This window comes from Qipengyuania sp., assembly GCF_965277845.1.
Lineage (GTDB): Bacteria > Pseudomonadota > Alphaproteobacteria > Sphingomonadales > Sphingomonadaceae > Qipengyuania.
Genome location: NZ_OZ255844.1, coordinates 1,617,874 through 1,636,647, shown reverse-complemented (window position 1 = coordinate 1,636,647; position 18,774 = coordinate 1,617,874). Strand labels below are relative to the sequence as shown.

The window sequence follows — 18,774 nt, the reverse complement described above, 5'->3', positions numbered from 1 at the left end:
TGCGCGGGTGTGGATCCCTAGCAGGACTCGCGCGAAAGGCCTGGAGCAGTTGCAAGCGCTGTGTTTATGACGGCCATTTCCGCCTACAGAGCCGCGTCGAGCGAAATGCGAGGCCCCGCCCGGACCGCTCCGAGCGGGGCTTCCCGAAAAGGTACGATTTCCGTGGGTTATTTGACCAGTTCGACCTGTTCGAAATCGAGTTCGACCGGCGTCGCGCGGCCGAAGATCGAGACCGAAACCTTGACCTTCTGCTTGTCGAAATCGAGTTCCTCGACGAGGCCGTTGAAGCTGGCGAAGGGGCCGTCGAGCACCTTGACCTGGTCGCCGATTTCGTAATCGACGCTGATTTCCTTCTTGGGCGCCGCACGGGCCTCTTCCACACCGCCGAAGTAGCGCGCCGCTTCCTTCTCGGAAATCGGCTGCGGCTTGTTGTTGGTGCCGAGGAAGCCGGTCACCTTCGGGGTATTCTTGACGAGGTGGTAGACGTCGTCGGTCATGTTCAGCTTGGCCAGCACGTAGCCGGGCATGAACTTGCGCTCGACCTGGACCTTCTTGCCGCGCTTGACCTCGGTAACGGTTTCGGTCGGGACCTCGACCTCTTCAACGCCCTCGGACAGGCCGAGGCGCTCGGCCTCGGCGATGATCGAATCGCGAACCTTGTTCTCGAATCCGGAATAGGCGTGGATGATGTACCAGCGTGCCATGTGTTCTCGTTACCCTGTCGAAATGCGGCTTTGGCCAGGAAAATCAGGCCAGCGTCAGCAGCCAGCGCACCACGGCGCTGAACAGCGAATCGATGCCGAGGAAGAAGAGCGAAAGAATGACCATCATGATGAACACGAAGATTGCCGTGCGCACCGTTTCCTCGCGCGTCGGCCACACGACCTTGCGTCCTTCGGTCTGCACCTGTCGGAGGAACTCCGCCGGGCTGGTCTTCTTTTCGTCTGCCATCGCTCACGTCTCTCGCGTAAAAATCGTGCCGCCTTCCGCCACGTCCCTTTCAGGTAGGGTCTCTCGCCGCCCCGGTTCAAGTCCGGGAGGGGCTTTTATCGGGTCCCAATGTCGGAAGACGGCGCAGCGTCTACTCTCGCGCGCGGCAAAAGGCAAGCCGGGGACTCGGCGGAATCGCCTCTTTGCAAGCGCTCCGAGCGCGACTAGCGTGCGCGCTTTCCAGTTCAGGGACGCATGAGGGGAATTTTTGCAATGGCAACAAGCCAGGCACCAAGTCTGGGCGAGCGGCTGATCGAGCCGGTCACCAACCTATCCGATTTCATCTGGGGCGGAACATGGAACGGGGTCGAAGTGCTCCCCTTCCCGCCCATGACCATCATCCTCTTGGGAATCGGCCTGTGGATCATGGTCGGCCTCAAATTCTACCCGATCATCAAGCTGGGCAGTGCGTTCAAAGGTCTGTTCGCAGGTCGCAAGAGCCAGGGCGAAGGCGAAATCTCGCCTTTCGCGGCGCTCTCCACGGCGCTTTCGGGACAAGTCGGCACGGGCAATCTCGCCGGTGTCGCCACCGCGATCGCGCTGGGCGGCCCGGGAGCGATCTTCTGGATGTGGGTCACCGCACTGTTCGGCATGGCGCTGGCCTTCGCCGAAGGCTCGCTCGCCATCCGCTACCGCGAACGCACCAGCGACGGCGTGTTGCGCGGCGGCCCGATGACCTACATCATGATGGGCCTGGGCAAGAAATGGACCTGGCTTGCCATCGTCTTCTGTATCGGCACACTGTTCTCGGCGCTGGTGACGGGCAATTCGATCCAGGCGAATGCGGTAGCCGACGGCCTCAACGAACTGTTCGGCATCGAAGAGTGGCTCGGCGGCCTGATCGTCGCCTTCCTCGTTTTCATCGTCATCATCGGCGGCATCAAATCGATCGGTAGCGTGGCAGAGAGGATCGTGCCTTTCATGGCCGCCACCTATATCGTGATGGCGGTAATCGCGCTGATCCTGAATTTCGGCGATCTGGGCGAGACCTTCGGGCTGATCTTCCATGGCGCGTTCAATCCGCAGGCGGCCAGTGGCGGCTTCGTCGGCGCGGCCATCATCCTGGCGATCCGTGCCGGTGTTGCGCGCGGCCTGTTCTCGAACGAGGCAGGCCAGGGTTCGACCGCGATCGCGCATGCGGTGGCGCAGACCAACGATCCGGAAACGCAGGGCCGCATGGCCATGCTCGGCACCTTCATCGATACTATCGTGATCTGCACCATGACCGCGCTGGTGATCCTGACCGTGCGCGGCGATTTCACCGCCAGCGGCGAAGTTGTGGCCCATGCCTGGCAATCGGACCGGGTCGGTTTCGAAATGACCAGCGGCGCCTTCGCCGCGGCCTTCCCGATCGAGATTGCCGCGATCCCCATCGGTACGCTGGTCGCTTCGGTCGCGCTGATCCTGTTCGTCTTTACCACACTGCTGACGTGGAGTTATTACGGCGAACGCGCGATCACCTTCATTTACGACCGGCTGAAGGGCTCGACCCGTGCAGGCGAGAAGAAGCTGCACATGGCTTGGCGCGTGCTGTGGTGCGTGGTGATCTTCATCGGCGCGGCACAGCCGAGCGAACTGGTCTGGCGTCTGGGCGACATTTCCAACGCCGCGATGGCACTGCCCAACCTGCTCGCGCTGGCACTGCTGAGCGGAGTGGTCTTCAAGCTGGCGCAGGGTCAGAAGGACGCCGGCCCGACCCACACCGCCGATACGCCGGAAGAACCCGAGGAGTACTGAGCCTGAGTGCCTTGATGGGCTAACAAAAAAGGGCCGGGGGTCTATCCGACCGCCGGCCCTTTTCCTTGGTACGACTGAACCCTCAGCGCAACCCGAACAGACGTGCCAGAAAGCCCGGCTGTTCCATCGGCTGGATCTTGCCGTGTGTCTTATAGCGCAGCGAACTGTCGCTATAGGGCTTCGGCTGCACCCAGCCATCGGGGCGGCTGCTGTGGAAGGACAAACTAGACATGGTATACCTCCATGAAATTCTGCCCTCCGTCCTGATCAGTAAAAACACTAGGTCGACAGGGAGGTTCCCGCTTTGCGAACCCCGCCACGCGTCCAGACCAGGGCCAGCAGGGCCAGCGCGGCGAGAGACATAAGATTGATCCCGAGCGGAAAGGCCAAAGCACGGGTGGCGTAGGGCGCGAGATAGAGCAGGACGAGGCCGAGCTTTTCATAGGGCCGGAAACCGTGATCGAGCCCCTGTGCGACGAGCCATAATGTCGGGAAAATCAGGAAGGGCAGATCGTAATTGAACAGATAGGGCGAAGCGAGCGCGGTAGCTGCCAACACCGCTGCTCCCGTCGCCCCCGCATCGTAACCGAAGCGCCGCCAAGCGAGCATGGCTACCGCGAGTGCTGCGAACCCGGAGATGACCGCCAGCGCCACTGCCACGCCGTCTCCCGCCCACAGGCGCGCCTGCGCATAAAACGTCGTCATTCGCAGCAGGAAGTCGGGATTGATCCCCTCCATCAGCGCTTCGCTCGCACGCCAGCTGGTGGAATACGCGGCCAGTGTCTCCCCGCCGAAGACAAGCCACGACAGGGCAAGCAGTCCGATGGCAGCGACGCCGGCCGCAAGGAAAGCGCGCCATTTTCCGCCTGTCGCCAGCCAGAAGGGCGCCAGCACTGCCAGATGCGGTTTGATTACCAGAACCCCGATGGCCGCACCTGAAAGCAGCGGTCGCTTGCCCAGCTCGTGCGCCGCCAATACCAGCAGGGCGCCGGTCAACAGCCCGGTCTGCGCATGGCCCGCCGCGATCAGAGCGCCGGGATAGGCCACCACAAGCGGCCACAGCCTTGGGAAAGCACGAATGCTCACCCAGGCCCATAGACCCCACGTAATCGCCACCCAAGCAATCCAGGCCAGTGGGAAGGGCAGCGATCCGAAGGGCGCAAGGACGAACAGGAAGGGCGGCGGATTGACGAAGGCGAACCACCCCTCGCTTCCCGTACCGGTCTGGACGCCTTGCTGAACCGCCAAGTCGTAGGCCGCCTTCGGATCGCCCGCTGCAGCTACATGGCCCGCGCCCCAAAAGGCCAGGAAATCGGTTCCCGCCGGCCCCATGGCCTTGAGGTACGAATTGACCAGCAATCCGAGGCCGGCGAGCGCCAGCAGTAACGCGTAGCCGCGTACCCGCTCGCGCGTCAGCCAGTCCGCCTGGCGCAGCCAGTCCATCGCCGCCCGTCCCCTCGATCGCGAGAATACATGCTCGCAGGGTTAGCGCGGCGACCAGACTGTCGCCAGTTCAGCCTGGCGGCAATCCCCGCCCGCGCCAGGTTCTAGCTGGCCTTGGAGGCGATCCAGCGGTCGATCTTGGACTCCAGCACCGGCATCGGCAGTGCGCCGGTATCGAGCACCTGGGCATGGAATTCGCGAATGTCGAAATCGTCGCCCAATTGCTCTTCCGCCTTCTTGCGCAGCTCCTGGATCTTCAGCGCGCCGACCTTGTAGGCGAGTGCCTGGCTGGGGATGGCGATGTAACGCTCGACCTCGGCCACGACTTCGGTTTCGGTCATGCCGCTGTTTTCCAGCATGAAATCGATCGCCTGTTGGCGGCTCCAGCCTTTCGCATGAAGGCCCGTGTCGACGACCAGGCGCATCGCGCGCAGCTGCTCGTCCTGCAGTGTGCCATAGCGGTTCCACGGATCGTCGAAGAAGCCCATCTCGTAGCCCAGCGTCTCCGAATAGAGCGCCCAACCTTCGACATAGGCAGTGTTGCCGCCGAAACGCATGAAGGCGGGAAGATCGTCGTTTTCCCGCGCAAGGCTGATCTGGAAGTGATGTCCCGGCGCGCCTTCGTGGAGGTAGAGCGTGACGTTACCGGTCGTCAGGCGGCTCGGCAGGTCGTAGGCGTTGAAATAGAAGGTTCCCGGACGCGACCCATCGGGCGCGCCCGACTGGTAGGACCCGCCCGCCGAAAACTGCTCGATTGATTCGTCATAGGGCTTGATCTCGAGCGGGGTCTTGGGAACCAGCGAGAAGTACTCGCCGATCTTCGCATCGACCTCTTCGCCGATATCGTAATAGGTTTGCGTCAGCGCCTCGCGGCTCTCCGGCTTGAACTGCTCATCGGTACGCACGAAATCGAAAAACTCGGTGAGCGTGCCGGTGAAGCCGACCTCTGCCTTGATTTCTTCGAGGTCGTTCTTGATCCTTGCAACCTCGGCCAGGCCGAGATCGTGCAGATAGTCCGCCGTCAGCGGCAGCGTGGTGGTGCTCTCGATCATCTGCGCATAGAGCTTTTCGCCGCCCTTCATGTCGCTCAGACCGACGCTGTCGCGTGCGACGGGCAAGTATTCGTCGCGCAGGAAGTCGCGCATGCGTTCATCCGCAGCGTAGATTTCCGCGGTCTTGGCTTCGTAGGCCGCCGTCAGGCGCGCCTTGTCTTCCTCCGAAAAGTCCTCAGGGAAGTTTGTCACCGGCTTCATATATTGCGATTCCGCGATCGGGATCGCCAGCATGGTGTCCAGCTGCTTGACGACGTTTTCGATAGTCAGCCTGGTCTCGAGGACGCCGCTTTCCATGCCTTCGCGGAATCTCTCGATCGCGCGGCCGGAAATCTCGATGTAGTCATCATGGCGCGAGAGGTTGTCTTCGTAATTCTCCAGCGTCTTGAACTGCGCCGCCGCATCGCCGCTGGCGAAGTTCGGATAGAAAGTGTGAAAGCCCGAGAAATGGTTGACCGGGCGCACTTCGGTAAGCGCGCGGATTTCATCGGTCTGTCCGCGCAGTGCGGACTCCTGGTTGTACTTGAACACGTCGTAGGCGAGCTGATCGGTCTCGCTCAGCTTGCTGCGGTCGATCAGCTCCAGCTTGGCGAGGTTGAGCTGCGTGTTCAGGCGGCTGGCGTAGAACGACGAGTCGGTCAGAAAGTCACCCAGCCGATCGGCGTTCCTGTCGTCGCCGCGAAACAGCCGACCGAGCGGATTCAGCTCGAGCCCGCGTTCGTCGGCATCGGCGAAGAGCGCAAAGAGCCGGTCGTGCTCGCTCAGTTCGGCGGCAGCTTCCGAGTCTTCGTGACGATCGCGAGCAAGCGCCGGATTGGCGGTGATGATAAGAGCAAGAGCAGCGCTCGAGGCGAGCGCATGGCGGACGATTTTCATGGCATTTCCCCTGGGACCTGTGTTGCCGGCTTAGAACACATGCGCGGACAGCAGGGCAAGCGCATCGTCCGACGACGGTGCGACAGAAATCGACGAGCGGTACGTTCGACTGGAGTGGGGGCTAGAAGGTGTAGCCGATCCCCAGGGCCCCCAACCACTGGTCGGCATCGCCGCGAACCGACGTGAAGGGCGTGCGCTTGGCATCGCCGAGCATCCGGGAATAGCCGCCCAACACGATGAGCGCGAGGCCGCCATTGGCGAGGTCCCCGTCGAGATCGATGCCGGTGAGCAGGTTTACGCCGACGCTTTCCCAGCCGCCATCGGCCCGGAAGGGTGCCAGCGGCCCGCCTGCGGGAACCGAATAGTAATAGTCGGCATAATCGTCGTCGACGTAATCGCCGCCGACCGACAGCGAGATCGCCATACCGCGGCTCAGCGGCGTGAAATAGGTCACGCTGGGGCTGACGATCACCCCGTCATGGGCTCCGGCGACATCCCACAACGCGTCGACATTCACGCTGAGGCTGTCGAACTGGTTGAGCACGCCCGGAAAGCTGATACCGATGGTGGGGCCGACTTCGAATGCCGTGTCGAGCTCGCCATAGGTGAGAACCACCGGATCTTCGATCTGGACCGCTCGATTGCGATTGAGCCGCGCCGAAATCCCGCCGGATATAGTCGCACCCTCGCTATCGTCGTTGACGAAATCAAGCGCGACCCCGGCCGGTCGCGGCGAAATGCCCACCGTGCCGAGCTGGCCCTGAACGATGGGTACCGGGGAAAAGACGTAATCGTCCGAACCGTTGTAACTCGGTGAATAGATCGCACCCAGACCGATCGAAATCCAATTCTCGTCGAACACCGTTTCTTCGTCCGTGGGCAGGCTTTCGACATCCTGGGCGAGAGCGGGCGCGCCGCTCAGAAGCAGTGCAAGGCCGGAGGCGGCAACGATCGATTTCATGCAGATTCCCTCGATTTTCCTGTTTTCTATCCAACTCCTGCCATACCGCCACGTTCCCGTCATGCCCAGCAAAGCGATTGCCGCGATCACGCTTCGGCCCTAAGCCCTGCTGCCAATGAGCGGGCGCACCATCGATATGGCCATCGTCGGAGGCGGGTTGGCCGGCGGGCTGGCGGCGCTGGCCGTGCACCGCGCGCATCCCGACTTGTCCATCGCATTGTTCGAAGCGGGTGAGAGCTATGGCGGCAACCACCGCTGGAGCTGGTTCACCTGCGACGTCGACGAGGCCGGTGCCGATCTTCTCGCGGCGTTCCCAAAGGCCGAATGGGCCCCGGGCTACGATGTGCTCTTCCCCGGCTATACGCGCACGCTGTCGGCGGCCTATCGGTCTCTGGCCAGCGCGGATTTCGATGCGACCTTGCGGCGCGCATTGCCGCAAGCAGCCATCCGGACGGGCTCGCGCGTGGCCGATCTGCGTCCCGATTGCGTGGTGCTCGATAGCGGGGAGCGCATTGCAGCAAAAGTGGTGGTCGACTGTCGCGACTTCCGCGCCTCACCCCATTTGCGTGGCGGCTGGCAAGTCTTCATGGGCCGGCACTTGCGCACCAGCGCGCCGCATGACGTCGCGCACCCGATCGTCATGGACGCCCGGGTCACGCAACATGACGGCTACCGTTTCGTCTACACGCTTCCGCTCGCCGCCGACGAGCTGTTTGTCGAAGATACCTATTATGCCGACAGTCCCGTGCTCGATCGCAGGGTGCTGGCGGGGCGGATCGACCGCTATTGCGACGAAATGGGCTGGTGGGGCGAGACCATCGGCGGAGAAACCGGCGTGCTTCCCGTCATCACCGGCGGCGATTTTTCCGCCTTCCGCCGCGAACTCGGTGCGCCAGGCGTTGTGCGGGCCGGCGCCCGGGGGGGCTTCGTCCACCCGCTGACGAGTTACACGCTGCCCTTTGCCGTTGCCAATGCGCTGGTACTGGCGCGCAAGGCACAGCTTCCCGGCGAGCGGCTGGCCGAACTGTTCGAACGACGCGCGCACCGGCACTGGCGCAAGACGCGGTTCTATCGCGCGCTCGGGCGGATGCTGTTCGACGCCGCGAAACCCGATAAGCGCTATCGCGTTTTCCAACGTTTCTACCGCCTGCGCGAACCCTTGGTCGAACGCTTCTACGCCGGGCACCCGACCCGCGCCGACAAACTGCGCATCCTGACCGGCAAGCCGCCCGTAGCTATACCCTCAGCCATCCGCGCGCTGCTTGGCAAGGGCAGCCCGCTCGTCCATGAAAGATCGCCATGAACGCCGAAACGACTACTCCCGCCAGGCCCGCCGATGCGGGCGAGGCCGTGGGGCCGATCCCCAGCGGCAAGACCGCCTGCGTGATCGGCGCCGGGTTCGGCGGATTGGCACTGGCCATTCGCCTGCAATCGGCGGGTATCCAGACGACCGTCGTCGAAGCGCGCGACAAGCCCGGTGGGCGCGCCTATTTCTGGGAACGGGACGGCTTCACTTTCGACGCCGGTCCCACCGTGATCACCGACCCCGACTGTCTGAAGGAACTGTGGGCACTGTCGGGCCACGATCTCGCCGAAGACGTCGAATTGATGCCGGTGATGCCCTTTTACCGCCTGCACTGGCCCGACGGTACGCAGTTCGACTATTCGAACGACGAAGAGCAGCTATTCCGCGAAATCGCGCAGCTCAATCCCGCAGACGTCGCCGGTTACCAGCGCTTCCTCGAATATTCGGAAGCCGTCTACGAAGAAGGCTACGTCAAGCTCGGCCATAAGCCGTTCCTCGATTTCAAGTCGATGCTCAAGGCGGCGCCGGCGCTAGCCAAGCAGCAGGCCTGGCGCAGCGTTTATTCGATGGTTTCGAGCTATGTCGAGAACGAGAAACTGCGTGAGGCGCTGAGCTTCCATACGCTTCTGGTCGGCGGCAATCCTATGAAGACCAGCAGTATCTACGCGCTGATCCACAAGCTGGAAAAGGACGGCGGCGTGTGGTGGGCCAAGGGCGGCACCAACCGGCTGATCGCGGGCATGGTCAGGCATTTCGAACGGATCGGCGGCACCGTGCGGCTGCACGATCCGGTCGTTCACCTCCATACGCTGGGCAAACACGTCACCGAAGTGGAAACGCACTCGGGCTGGCGCGAGCGGTTCGACGCCATCGCCAGCAATGCCGACATCATGCACAGCTACAAGGATTTGCTGGCCGGATCCAAGCGCGGCGCGGACTATGCCCGGAGCCTGTCGCGCAAGAGCTTCAGCCCGAGCCTGTTCGTGGTCCATTTCGGGATTGAGGGAACCTGGCCGGGAATCCCGCACCACATGATCCTGTTCGGGCCGCGTTATAAGGGCCTGCTCGAAGACATCTACGACCACGGCGTGCTGCCGCAGGATTTCTCGATCTACCTGCACCACCCCAGCGTGAGCGACGACAGCATGGCGCCCGAAGGCATGAGCACTTTCTACGCGCTCGTACCGGTGGCCCACATGGGCAAGCTGGCAGTCGACTGGGAGGAAATCGGTCCCCTGCTCGAGAAGCGTATCCTCGACGAACTCGAACGCCGCCTGATCCCCGATATCCATTCGCGGATCGTAACCAAGTTCCACTACGCCCCGCGCGATTTCGCGATGGACCTCAACGCGCATATGGGCAGCGCTTTCAGCCTGGAACCGGTGCTCACGCAGAGCGCCTGGTTCCGCGGCCACAATCGCGACGACGTGCTGGACAATTTCTACCTCGTCGGCGCGGGAACGCATCCGGGCGCCGGGATTCCCGGTGTGGTGGGGAGCGCTAAAGCGACTGCCGGCTTGATGCTGGAGGATCTCGCGGTATGAGCCGCGGCATGAAACGTCTTGCTATCTATTGCGGCTCGGCCTCGCCCGACGATCCGCGTTATATTCAGCTGGCCTACGACGTGGGCCGCGACCTTGCCCAGCGCGGGATCGGTGTCGTCTATGGCGGCGGCCGGCTCGGTCTGATGGGCGCCACCGCGCGCGGTGCGCTGGATGCGGGCGGCGAGGTGATCGGCGTGATCCCCGACGCGCTCGCCAACAGCGAGGTCGCCAATCACGACTGTACCCAGCTTTACACCGTCGGCGGCATGCACGAGCGCAAGCAGCGCTTCACCGACCTGTCCGACGGCTTCATCACCATCCCCGGCGGAGTCGGGACGATGGACGAACTGTGGGAAGCGATGAGCTGGGCACAGCTGGGCTATCACGACAGCCCGGTCGGCCTGCTCAACGCCTTCGGCTTCTACGACGAGCTCATCGCCTTCAATCGCAAGATGGCGGAAGTCGGCTTCGTGCGGCCCGTGCACCAGAACATTCTGGTCCACGATGCCACGCTCGACGGCCTGCTGGACCGGATGGCGGCCTATGAGCCGCACACGCCGATCTTCAAGATGAAGGCCGACGACCTCTGAACAGACCCCGTCCCCTCGTCCCGTCGCGTTACCTGCGGCCCACCCCGGCCAAGGCCGGCGGCGGCCGGGACCGGGCGATGCTGGTCGATAAATCGCTCGAATCGATCGAGCAGGGCTCGCACAGCTTCGCCGCCGCCTCGAAGCTGTTCGACAAGCCGACGCGTGAGCGCAGCTGGCTGCTCTATGCCTGGTGCCGCCGCTGCGACGACATCGCCGACAACCAGGATAAGGGCGGGCCGCTGGGCGACCAGGGCACGCCCAAGGATGCCGAGGACCGGGTGCAGGCGCTGCGCGTTCTGACCAAGCGCGCCTTCGAGGAACAGCCGACTGCCGATGCGGCGTTCGATGCCTTCGGTCTCGTCGCCGACGAATGCGGGCTGACGCTCGACGAGGCGAACGACGTCATCGCCGGTTTCGCCCTGGACGCCACGCGCTGGAGCCCGAAGACCGAGAAGGACATGTTGCGTTATTGCTACCACGTCGCGGGCGCGGTCGGCATCATGATGGCGCGGATCATGGGGGTGCATCCGGACGATGGTGAAACGCTCGACCGGGCTTGCGACCTGGGGCTGGCCTTCCAGATTGCCAATATCGCACGCGATATCGTGGAGGATGCCGAGGCGGGACGTTGTTACCTGCCCAAGACCTGGCTCGACGAGATGGGCTGGGAACAGGGCGAACACGCGCTGCCCGAAAACCGCTTCAAGCTCGCCAGCCTGATGCCGCGCCTGATTGCGCTGATGGAGAAGCACGAGGCGGCGGCCAAGCTGGGCGCCAAGCGACTGCGGTTTCGCCAACGCTGGGCGGTGCTAGCCGCCGCGCGCATATATGGCGCAATCGGACGCAAGGTGCTCGACCGCGGGCAGCTTGCCTGGGACAAACGCGCGCGGGTGAGCGGGCCGGAAAAGCTCTGGCACATGATCGCCGCCTTTTTCGAAACCATCTGGAACCGCCCAAGTGGCCCGCAAGAGCCGATCATCTGGTCGCGCCACGATTTCCGCCCTGTCGCCGGGTGGTAGCTTCCACACTCCGTTCGCATCGAGCGGAGCGCATGAGCGCGTGGTCGAGATACCGGCTGCCAATGTGGCTCGACCACGCTCGACACGAACGGTTTGCTTTTCGCGCTCGGCGGACTAACCCGCCCGCATGATTTCAAAGCTTCTGATCGCCAATCGCGGCGAGATCGCCTGCCGCATCATCCGCACCGCGCGCGAGATGGATATCGCCACGGTGGCGGTCTATTCCGATGCCGATGCCAAGGCGCTGCATGTGCGCCAAGCCGACGAAGCGGTACATATCGGCCCCTCGCCCGCCGCTGAGAGCTATCTCGTCGGCGAGAAGATTATCGCTGCGGCCAAGGAAACCGGCGCGGAGGCGATCCATCCGGGCTACGGATTCCTGTCGGAGAACGCAGGCTTCGCGCAGGAAGTGATCGATGCGGGGCTGATCTGGGTCGGCCCCAAGCCATCGAGCATCGAGGCGATGGGATTGAAGGACGCCGCGAAAAAACTAATGCGCGAGGCGGGCGTGCCGGTGACGCCTGGCTACGAAGGCGAGGACCAGTCGGTCGAGCGTCTGAAGAAAGAAGCCGACGCGATCGGCTATCCCGTGCTGATCAAGGCGGTCGCGGGCGGCGGCGGCAAGGGCATGCGCAAGGTTGATGCTGCGGCGGATTTCGAAGCCGCGCTCGAAAGCTGCCGGCGCGAGGCCAAGGCGAGCTTCTCCAACGACGAAGTTCTGCTGGAGAAGTGGATCACAAGCCCCCGCCATATCGAAGTGCAGGTCTTCGGCGATGCCCACGGCAATGTCGTCCACCTGTTCGAACGCGACTGCTCGCTCCAGCGCCGTCACCAGAAAGTGATCGAGGAAGCCCCCGCCCCCGGCATGGACGAGGCAACGCGCGCAGAAATCTGCGCCGCCGCCGTGCGCGCTGCGAAAGCAGTCGACTACGAGGGCGCGGGCACGATTGAATTCATCGCCGACGCCAGCGAAGGCCTGCGCGCCGACCGCATCTTCTTCATGGAAATGAACACGCGCCTGCAGGTCGAACACCCGGTGACCGAGGAGATCACCGGGGTGGACTTGGTGGAGTGGCAGCTGCGCGTGGCGAGCGGCGAGTCGATCCCGCTGAAGCAGGAGGAACTCTTCATAGACGGCCATTCGATCGAGGCGCGCCTCTATGCCGAAGACCCGACCGGGGGCTTCCTGCCTTCGACCGGACGGCTCGAACATTTCGACCTCGGCGTCGAAGGCCGGATCGAAACCGGGGTCGAGGAAGGCGACATGATCTCGCCCTTCTATGACCCGATGGTCGCCAAACTCGTCGTCTGGGGCGAGACCCGCGCCGAGGCGATCGATCAGCTCGCCGATATCGCCGAAAGCGTCGAGATATGGCCGGTCAAGACCAACGCAGCCTTCATCGCCAATTGCCTGCGCGATGAGGATTTCGAGGAGGCCAATCTCGACACCGGCTTCATCGAATCCAAACTTGAAGTCCTCGTGTCATCCGACGAGGCGGATGCCGAGATCTGGCAGACTGCTGCCGATTTTGTCGCACTGGCCGAGACTGAGGAACACGACGACCTGCCGATCGGCGTGCGCCTTAACGCCCCGGGCGTGCTCGACGCGGTGCTCACCCACAAGGGCGAAACGCGTAGTATTCCTGCTGCGCGTTCGCATGCTGAAAGCCATGCAACCGGCTTCGTAGACCCCGAACGCGCAGTGGTTTTCGCCGACGGGCAGAGCTTCGTCTTCGAACGCCAAGCGCGCGGTTCGGGTGCCGGAGCGGCGGGTGACGGTGCCATCCTCGCGCCGATGCCGGGTAAGGTCATCGCCGTCGATGTGACCGAGGGTGATGCGGTCAACGCGGGCCAGCGCCTGATGGTGCTCGAGGCGATGAAGATGGAGCACGCGCTTACCGCGCCGTTCGACGGGACCGTCACCGAGCTTTCCGCCAGTGCTGGCGCGCAGGTGCAGGTCGAGGCGGTGCTGGCGGTTGTCGAGCCCACCGAAGATTAGCCGTCATCCCAGCGCAAGCGCGAGCTGACCGAAGGGCAAAGCTGGGATCGGTCCCTCACGGGCGCGACACCGATGGCGGTCCCAGCTTTCGCTGGGACGACGGCTTGGTTATTGGTCGCGCATGGGCTGGGAAAAAGAACTCGAGGAACTGCGCCACCGCGAGGCGTTGGCCGAACAAATGGGTGGCGAGGAGAAGGTTGCCCGCCAGCATGCTCGCGGCAAGATGGATGCCCGCGCCCGGCTGGCGGCGCTGTGCGACGATGGCACCTTCCGCGAGATCGGCAAGATCGCCGGCAAGGGTGCCTATGACGAGGACGGCAACCTTACGGGCGTCCTCCCTGCCCCGTTCCTGTTCGGAAAGGCCGAGATAAACGGCCGCCCAGTCGTCGCGACGGCGGACGATTTCACCATTCGCGGCGGCGCGGCCGATGCGGGGATCAGCCGCAAGATGGTGCAGGCCGAGAAGATGGCGCATGAGCTGAAACTCCCGCTCATCCGGATGATCGACGGCACGGGCGGCGGCGGCAGCGTCAAGACGCTCGAACAGATCGGCGCGACCTATATCCCTGCCGTGCCGGGGTGGTCGGACGTGGTGAAGAACCTCGATACGGTGCCGGTCGTCGCGCTCGCACTCGGCCCCACCGCGGGCCTTGGTGCAGCGCGCACGGTCGCCAGCCATTACTCGATCATGGTCAAGGGCCTCAGTCAGATCTTCGCCGCCGGACCCGCCGTGGTCGATGGGCTGGGCGAAAGCTACAAGGGTTCCGACGACCACAGCCAAGCCAAGGAAGACCTGGGCGGGAGCGGCATCCACACGCGCAACGGCGTGGTCGACGACGAAGTCGCCAGCGAGGCCGAGGCTTTCGCCCGCGCGCGGCATTTCCTGTCATTCATGCCCGAACATGTCGGCCAGCTCGCGCGCCGCTCCAACTGTACCGATCCGGTCCACCGGCGCGAGGAAGCGCTGCTCTCGCTCGTCCCGCGCGAGGACAAGCAGGTCTATTCGATGCGCCGCTGCATGGAGATGGTTTTCGACCAGGGCACGGTGTTCGAAATCGGCCGCATGTGGGGCCGCGCCTGCATCACCGCGCTCGCCCGATTGGATGGCTGGCCGGTGGCGGTCCTGGCGAGCGACCCGAGCTATCTCGGCGGGTCGTGGGAGGCCAAGACTAGCGAAAAGGTCGAACGCTTCGTCAAGCTTGCCGACCGGTTCCGCCTGCCGATCGTCCATCTGGTCGACAACCCCGGCTTCATGATCGGGCGCGAGGCGGAGATGGCGGGCACCATCCGCTACGGCGTGCAGGCGATGAATGCGATCTACAAGGCGACGGTCCCGCTGGCATCGGTGGTGCTGCGCCGCGCCTACGGTATCGCGGGCAGCGCGATGAGCAATGCCGAGACCTTCCAGTATCGCTATTGCTGGCCTTCGGGCGACTGGGGTTCGCTTCCCATCGCGGGCGGGCTCGAGGTCGCCTATAAATCCGAACTCGAAGCCGCCGAGGACCCGGAGGCCGAACTCGCGGCGATCCGCGACCGGCTGGACAAGGTCACCTCGCCCTTCCGCAGCGCCGAACGCTTCAACGTGGAAGACATTATCGATCCGCGCGATACACGGCCCCTGCTGTGCGAATTCGCCGGGCTGGCCTGGCGCAGGCTGCGCGCCGAGGCCTAGTCCAGATCCGGTTCCGGCGGGCCGAACAGCGAGCCGCGCTCGGAATAGAGCACGAAGATCAGGCTCATCGTCGCGGTCACCAGCAATGCCAGGGCCAGCGGGCGGGCAGTTCCGTCATAGGCGTAGCCCACAGCCGCACCCAGCAGCGCGCCGGTAGTCATGCGCAGGAAGCTCTGCGCGCTCGAGGCGGCCCCCGCGATATGGCGGAAGGGCTGCATCGCGATCGAGCCGAAATTGGCACCGATAAAGCCCAGCAGGCTCATATTGGCCGCCATCAACGGGATGAAGGTCCACAAGGTTTCGTCGGGCTGGCTGGCGAACCACAGCTGCAGCGCCGCGATGGCGATGAATAGGAACAGCGCGGTGTGGCTGACGCGGCGCGCGCCGAAACGCTCGACGATGCGGCTGTTCGACCAATTGGCGAGCGCCATGCATCCCGCGCAGAAGGCGAAGAGCAGCGGGAACATGTCGCCCGCCCCAAAAGCCTCGCCGATCAGCTGTTGCGACGAATTGATGAAGCCGAACAATCCGCCGAAGACCAGCGCGCTGGCCAGCGTATAGCCGATGGTGGAGCGAAGCGTGACCGCACTGCGCATGTTCATGGCGATGACCGAAATGTTGATCTCCTGGCGATCATCGTCGTGCAGCGTCTCGGGCAGGCGCACATAGACCCAGACCGTCATCACCACGCCGAGAAGCGCCATCGCGACGAAGATCCAGCGCCAGTCGCCGAATAGCAGCAGGACTCCTTGCCCAATGCTCGGTGCCACTGCGGGGACGAGCAGGAAGATCACGAAGATGAGGCTCATCATCCGGGCCATCTTGTCGCCGCCCACGCGGTCGCGGATGATCGCCGGTGGCAAGGCGATGATGCCCGCCGCGAAAAAGCCCTGCAGCGCGCGCAATACGATCAGCTGTGTAAAGCTCGTGACGGCGGCACAGGCCACCGACAACAGGATATATGCCCCAAGTGCCGAAAAGAGCACCGGTCGCCTACCGAATCGGTCGGCAAAGGACCCGGGGATCAGCGTCCCGACGCCCGCCGCGAGCAGGTAGACACCCACCACGAACTGCCGGTCGTTGCCCTCGGCGCCCAGGCTGCCGGCAAGCTCGTCGAGCGCGGGCAGGATGGCGTCGATGCCGAAGGCATTGCAGGCCATCAGCAGGGCCATCATCCAGATCAGTTCGCGCTCGCCGATCATCGGGCGTTTGGCCCGGTCGGGTAACGGGCGTTCGCCGCTTGCTAGCTGATCGGTTCGCATCTGCACGAAATGGCAGGTGCGCCACAAGGTTCCGCTTTGCAACCCGTGCGCCTATCTTGGGGTCGCAATGAGTGACGCGAAAGACACGGATGATGCGGGAGAGACCGCTGCGGAAGCGGATGGCCTTCGCAAGATCATCCACGTCGACATGGATGCCTTTTTCGCCAGCGTCGAACAGCGCGACAATCCCCAACTTCGCGGCAAGCCCGTGGCGGTGGGCGGATCGAGCGGGCGGGGCGTAGTCGCAGCCGCAAGCTACGAAGCACGCAGGTTCGGCGTGCGCAGCGCCATGCCGTCGGTCACGGCCAAGCGGCTGTGCCCCGACCTGGTCTTCTGCAAGAGCCGCTTCGACGTCTATCGCGAAGTCTCGCAGCAAATCCGCGCGATCTTCCGTCACCACACCGATCTCGTCGAACCGCTCAGTCTCGACGAGGCCTATCTCGACGTGACCGAGGACAAGCTCGGCATCGGCAGCGCGACGCGCATCGCCGAACTGATCCGCCAGGAAATTCGCGCCAAGACGAAGCTCTCCGCAAGTGCGGGGGTGAGCTACAACAAATTCCTCGCCAAAATCGCGAGCGACCAGAACAAGCCCGACGGGCTGTGCGTCATCCGCCCGGGCGAAGGCGCGCGTTTCGTGGCGGACCTGCCGATCCGACGGTTCCACGGCGTCGGCCCCAAGGGTGCGGAAAAGATGGCGAAGCTGGGCATCGAAACCGGGGGAGACCTCGCGGCCAAGGACATCGAGTGGCTGCGCGCGCATTTCGGCAGCTTTGCCGACTACCTCTATCGCGCCGCGCGGGGGATCGACCTGAGGCCCGTGCGATCGAGCCGCATCCGCAAGTCGGTCGGCGGCGAGCGGACTTTCAGTCGCGACCTGTCGACGGGCAGCGAGCTGCGCGAGACGATGGAGAACATCATCGACATCGTGTGGGGCTATATCGAGCGCGCCGAAGCCAGGGGCCGCACCGTGACGCTGAAGATGAAATACACCGATTTCCAGATCTTCAGCCGCGCCAGGACGCTCGACCGGCCGATCGCCGACAAGCAGGAATTCGCCGCTATCGGCCGCGCGCTGCTGGAAGAGGTATTGCCGCTGCCGATGCCGATCAGGCTGATGGGACTGACGTTGTCGAAACTGGAACGCGATGGCGACGAGGAAGCGAAGCGCCCCGACGCGCAGCTTTCCCTGCTCTAACTCTTACCCGACTGCCATAATTCCAGCCGTGTCTTCGTGCGCGGGCCAAGCGGTTCGGGCAGCGAGTGGACGGGGAAAAACCGCGCCTCGATCACCTCGCGGCCGTCGGCCCTGGGCATCGCATCGACCACTCCTTCGAAGATGTGTGCGGTGTGGGGGGCTCCCGAGATCTTCTCCTCGATCACACCGACAATCGCCATTCGCTGGATTGCGCAGCCGGTTTCCTCCTGCAGCTCTCGCCGGGCGGCCTGATCGGGCGACTCCTTTCGCCCCACGCCGCCACCGGGGAAATACCACCCCGACGGGCCGTAGCTGTGACGTACAAGCAGCAGCTTTCCGTCGAGATCGCGCGCGATCACGCTCACGCCGGTTCCGGTCCTGCCTGTGGTTCGCCGCCAGCAGTGGCGCAGGGTGTGAGCGACCTTGAGGGCCAGCCGATACAGCGGCGCGGGGATCAGGTGAAGCATGTCACCTGTTGTGTAGCTGCCCGAAGCAGCCGCGCAACCGGCAGATCGTGTTCACCCTCAATTGCCTGGTCGAGCACGGCGCGCTTTTCCTCGCCGCGGATGACGAACAGGATCCGATCGCTCGCCAGAAGCGACGGCAGCGTCAGGCTGATCCGATCGAAGGGCGCCTCGGGCGGTAGCGGGTCGGGCGTCAGGCGCAGAATGGCGCGCGATTCGTCGACCTGCGGATCGATGTTGGGAAACAGCGAGGCGATATGCCCATCCGCGCCCATACCCAGCCAGGCCAGCGCGAAACGCGGCACCGCTTCCATCTCGCTCAGAGTGACGACTTCCGCGCCCGCCGGTTCGAACAGATCGCGCAGCTTGCCGGTATTCGAGGCCGCGTGATCCTCGGGCACCACGCGATCGTCGCCCGGCCACACGACCAGTCGCGTCCAGTCGAGATCGTGCTCGAGCAGGGCGTCCATGATCGGGAACGGAGTCGATCCGCCAGGCACGGTAATCGTGACCGGACCATCGCGGCCGTCGAGCGCCTTGCCCAGTTGCACCGCCAGCCAGTCCGCAATCGCGGCGTCGCTGGAGCCCTCGACGATCGTCACATTTTCCATGTGCCCCTGATACACCAAGGCCGCCCGTCCCCAAGGGGAAAGGCGGCCCG

The 18,774-nt window shown here is 64.0% G+C and carries 17 protein-coding genes; 8 read left to right on the top strand and 9 right to left on the bottom strand.

The genetic code is table 11. From position 1 onward, the window contains the following. Positions 1–167: 167 nt before the first annotated feature. Both nusG and secE read right to left on the bottom strand, forming a co-directional pair. Positions 168–704, bottom strand: a complete 537-nt coding sequence (gene nusG, locus ACQY4G_RS07980) for a transcription termination/antitermination protein NusG (protein WP_067690587.1) — start codon at positions 702–704, stop codon at positions 168–170. Between the two features lie 43 nt (positions 705–747). After that, positions 748–951, bottom strand: coding sequence for a preprotein translocase subunit SecE (secE, locus tag ACQY4G_RS07975; RefSeq protein ID WP_291167400.1), 204 nt, complete (start codon positions 949–951; stop codon positions 748–750). A 252-nt stretch (positions 952–1,203) separates the two neighbouring features. On the opposite strand from secE, the gene ACQY4G_RS07970 reads away from it, so the two are divergent. Next, positions 1,204–2,727, top strand: coding sequence for an alanine/glycine:cation symporter family protein (locus ACQY4G_RS07970; RefSeq protein WP_421990087.1), 1,524 nt, complete (start codon positions 1,204–1,206; stop codon positions 2,725–2,727). Positions 2,728–2,809: 82 nt separating this feature from the next. On the opposite strand, the gene ACQY4G_RS07965 is transcribed toward ACQY4G_RS07970, so the two are convergent. The 4 genes from ACQY4G_RS07965 to ACQY4G_RS07950 all read right to left on the bottom strand — a co-directional run bounded on the left by ACQY4G_RS07965 (position 2,810) and on the right by ACQY4G_RS07950 (position 7,059). Further along, the gene (locus tag ACQY4G_RS07965; protein ID WP_421990085.1) at positions 2,810–2,959 is read right to left on the bottom strand and encodes a hypothetical protein; all 150 of its coding nucleotides are present in this window, start codon (positions 2,957–2,959) and stop codon (positions 2,810–2,812) included. Positions 2,960–3,006: 47 nt separating this feature from the next. Then, positions 3,007–4,170 carry a glycosyltransferase family 87 protein gene (locus ACQY4G_RS07960; RefSeq protein ID WP_421990083.1) on the bottom strand — a complete coding sequence of 388 codons (1,164 nt, stop codon included), beginning with the start codon at positions 4,168–4,170 and terminating at the stop codon, positions 3,007–3,009. Positions 4,171–4,274: 104 nt separating this feature from the next. Then, the gene (locus ACQY4G_RS07955; RefSeq protein WP_421990081.1) at positions 4,275–6,098 is read right to left on the bottom strand and encodes a DUF885 domain-containing protein; all 1,824 of its coding nucleotides are present in this window, start codon (positions 6,096–6,098) and stop codon (positions 4,275–4,277) included. A 121-nt stretch (positions 6,099–6,219) separates the two neighbouring features. Beyond that, entirely contained in the window at positions 6,220–7,059 is an 840-nt protein-coding gene (locus ACQY4G_RS07950; RefSeq protein ID WP_421990079.1) for a MipA/OmpV family protein, read from the bottom strand. A 115-nt stretch (positions 7,060–7,174) separates the two neighbouring features. On the opposite strand from ACQY4G_RS07950, the gene crtY reads away from it, so the two are divergent. The 6 genes from crtY to ACQY4G_RS07920 all read left to right on the top strand — a co-directional run bounded on the left by crtY (position 7,175) and on the right by ACQY4G_RS07920 (position 15,189). After that, on the top strand, positions 7,175–8,362 hold the full coding sequence (gene crtY, locus ACQY4G_RS07945) for a lycopene beta-cyclase CrtY (RefSeq protein WP_421990077.1): 1,188 nt from the start codon (positions 7,175–7,177) through the stop codon (positions 8,360–8,362). Beyond that, positions 8,359–9,909 (top strand): phytoene desaturase, encoded by a 1,551-nt coding sequence (locus ACQY4G_RS07940; RefSeq protein ID WP_421990075.1) that lies wholly within the window; start codon positions 8,359–8,361, stop codon positions 9,907–9,909. The genes crtY and ACQY4G_RS07940 overlap by 4 nt, the downstream gene beginning before the upstream one ends. An 8-nt stretch (positions 9,910–9,917) precedes the next feature. Further along, a complete protein-coding gene (locus ACQY4G_RS07935; protein WP_291167422.1) occupies positions 9,918–10,499 on the top strand; it encodes a TIGR00730 family Rossman fold protein in 582 nt (193 codons plus the stop codon). Between the two features lie 77 nt (positions 10,500–10,576). Beyond that, the gene (locus tag ACQY4G_RS07930) at positions 10,577–11,518 is read left to right on the top strand and encodes a phytoene/squalene synthase family protein (RefSeq protein ID WP_421990073.1); all 942 of its coding nucleotides are present in this window, start codon (positions 10,577–10,579) and stop codon (positions 11,516–11,518) included. 127 nt (positions 11,519–11,645) lie between these two features. After that, positions 11,646–13,517: an acetyl/propionyl/methylcrotonyl-CoA carboxylase subunit alpha gene (locus ACQY4G_RS07925; RefSeq protein WP_421990071.1), complete on the top strand. Its 1,872-nt coding sequence runs from the start codon at positions 11,646–11,648 to the stop codon at positions 13,515–13,517. Between the two features lie 121 nt (positions 13,518–13,638). After that, positions 13,639–15,189 (top strand): acyl-CoA carboxylase subunit beta, encoded by a 1,551-nt coding sequence (locus tag ACQY4G_RS07920; RefSeq protein ID WP_421990069.1) that lies wholly within the window; start codon positions 13,639–13,641, stop codon positions 15,187–15,189. On the opposite strand, the gene ACQY4G_RS07915 is transcribed toward ACQY4G_RS07920, so the two are convergent. After that, positions 15,186–16,451, bottom strand: a complete 1,266-nt coding sequence (locus tag ACQY4G_RS07915) for a multidrug effflux MFS transporter (protein ID WP_067690558.1) — start codon at positions 16,449–16,451, stop codon at positions 15,186–15,188. The genes ACQY4G_RS07920 and ACQY4G_RS07915 overlap by 4 nt on opposite strands. 67 nt (positions 16,452–16,518) lie before the next feature. Between ACQY4G_RS07915 and dinB the strand changes: the two genes are divergently transcribed. Beyond that, positions 16,519–17,649, top strand: a complete 1,131-nt coding sequence (dinB, locus tag ACQY4G_RS07910) for a DNA polymerase IV (RefSeq protein ID WP_421990067.1) — start codon at positions 16,519–16,521, stop codon at positions 17,647–17,649. On the opposite strand, the gene ACQY4G_RS07905 is transcribed toward dinB, so the two are convergent. Continuing rightward, a complete protein-coding gene (locus ACQY4G_RS07905; protein WP_421990065.1) occupies positions 17,646–18,116 on the bottom strand; it encodes an NUDIX domain-containing protein in 471 nt (156 codons plus the stop codon). The two genes, dinB and ACQY4G_RS07905, sit on opposite strands and share 4 nt — an antisense overlap. Continuing rightward, complete coding sequence (locus ACQY4G_RS07900) at positions 18,104–18,724, bottom strand: 6-phosphogluconolactonase (protein WP_421990063.1); 621 nt, start codon at positions 18,722–18,724, stop codon at positions 18,104–18,106. The genes ACQY4G_RS07905 and ACQY4G_RS07900 overlap by 13 nt, the downstream gene beginning before the upstream one ends. Positions 18,725–18,774: the final 50 nt, after the last annotated feature.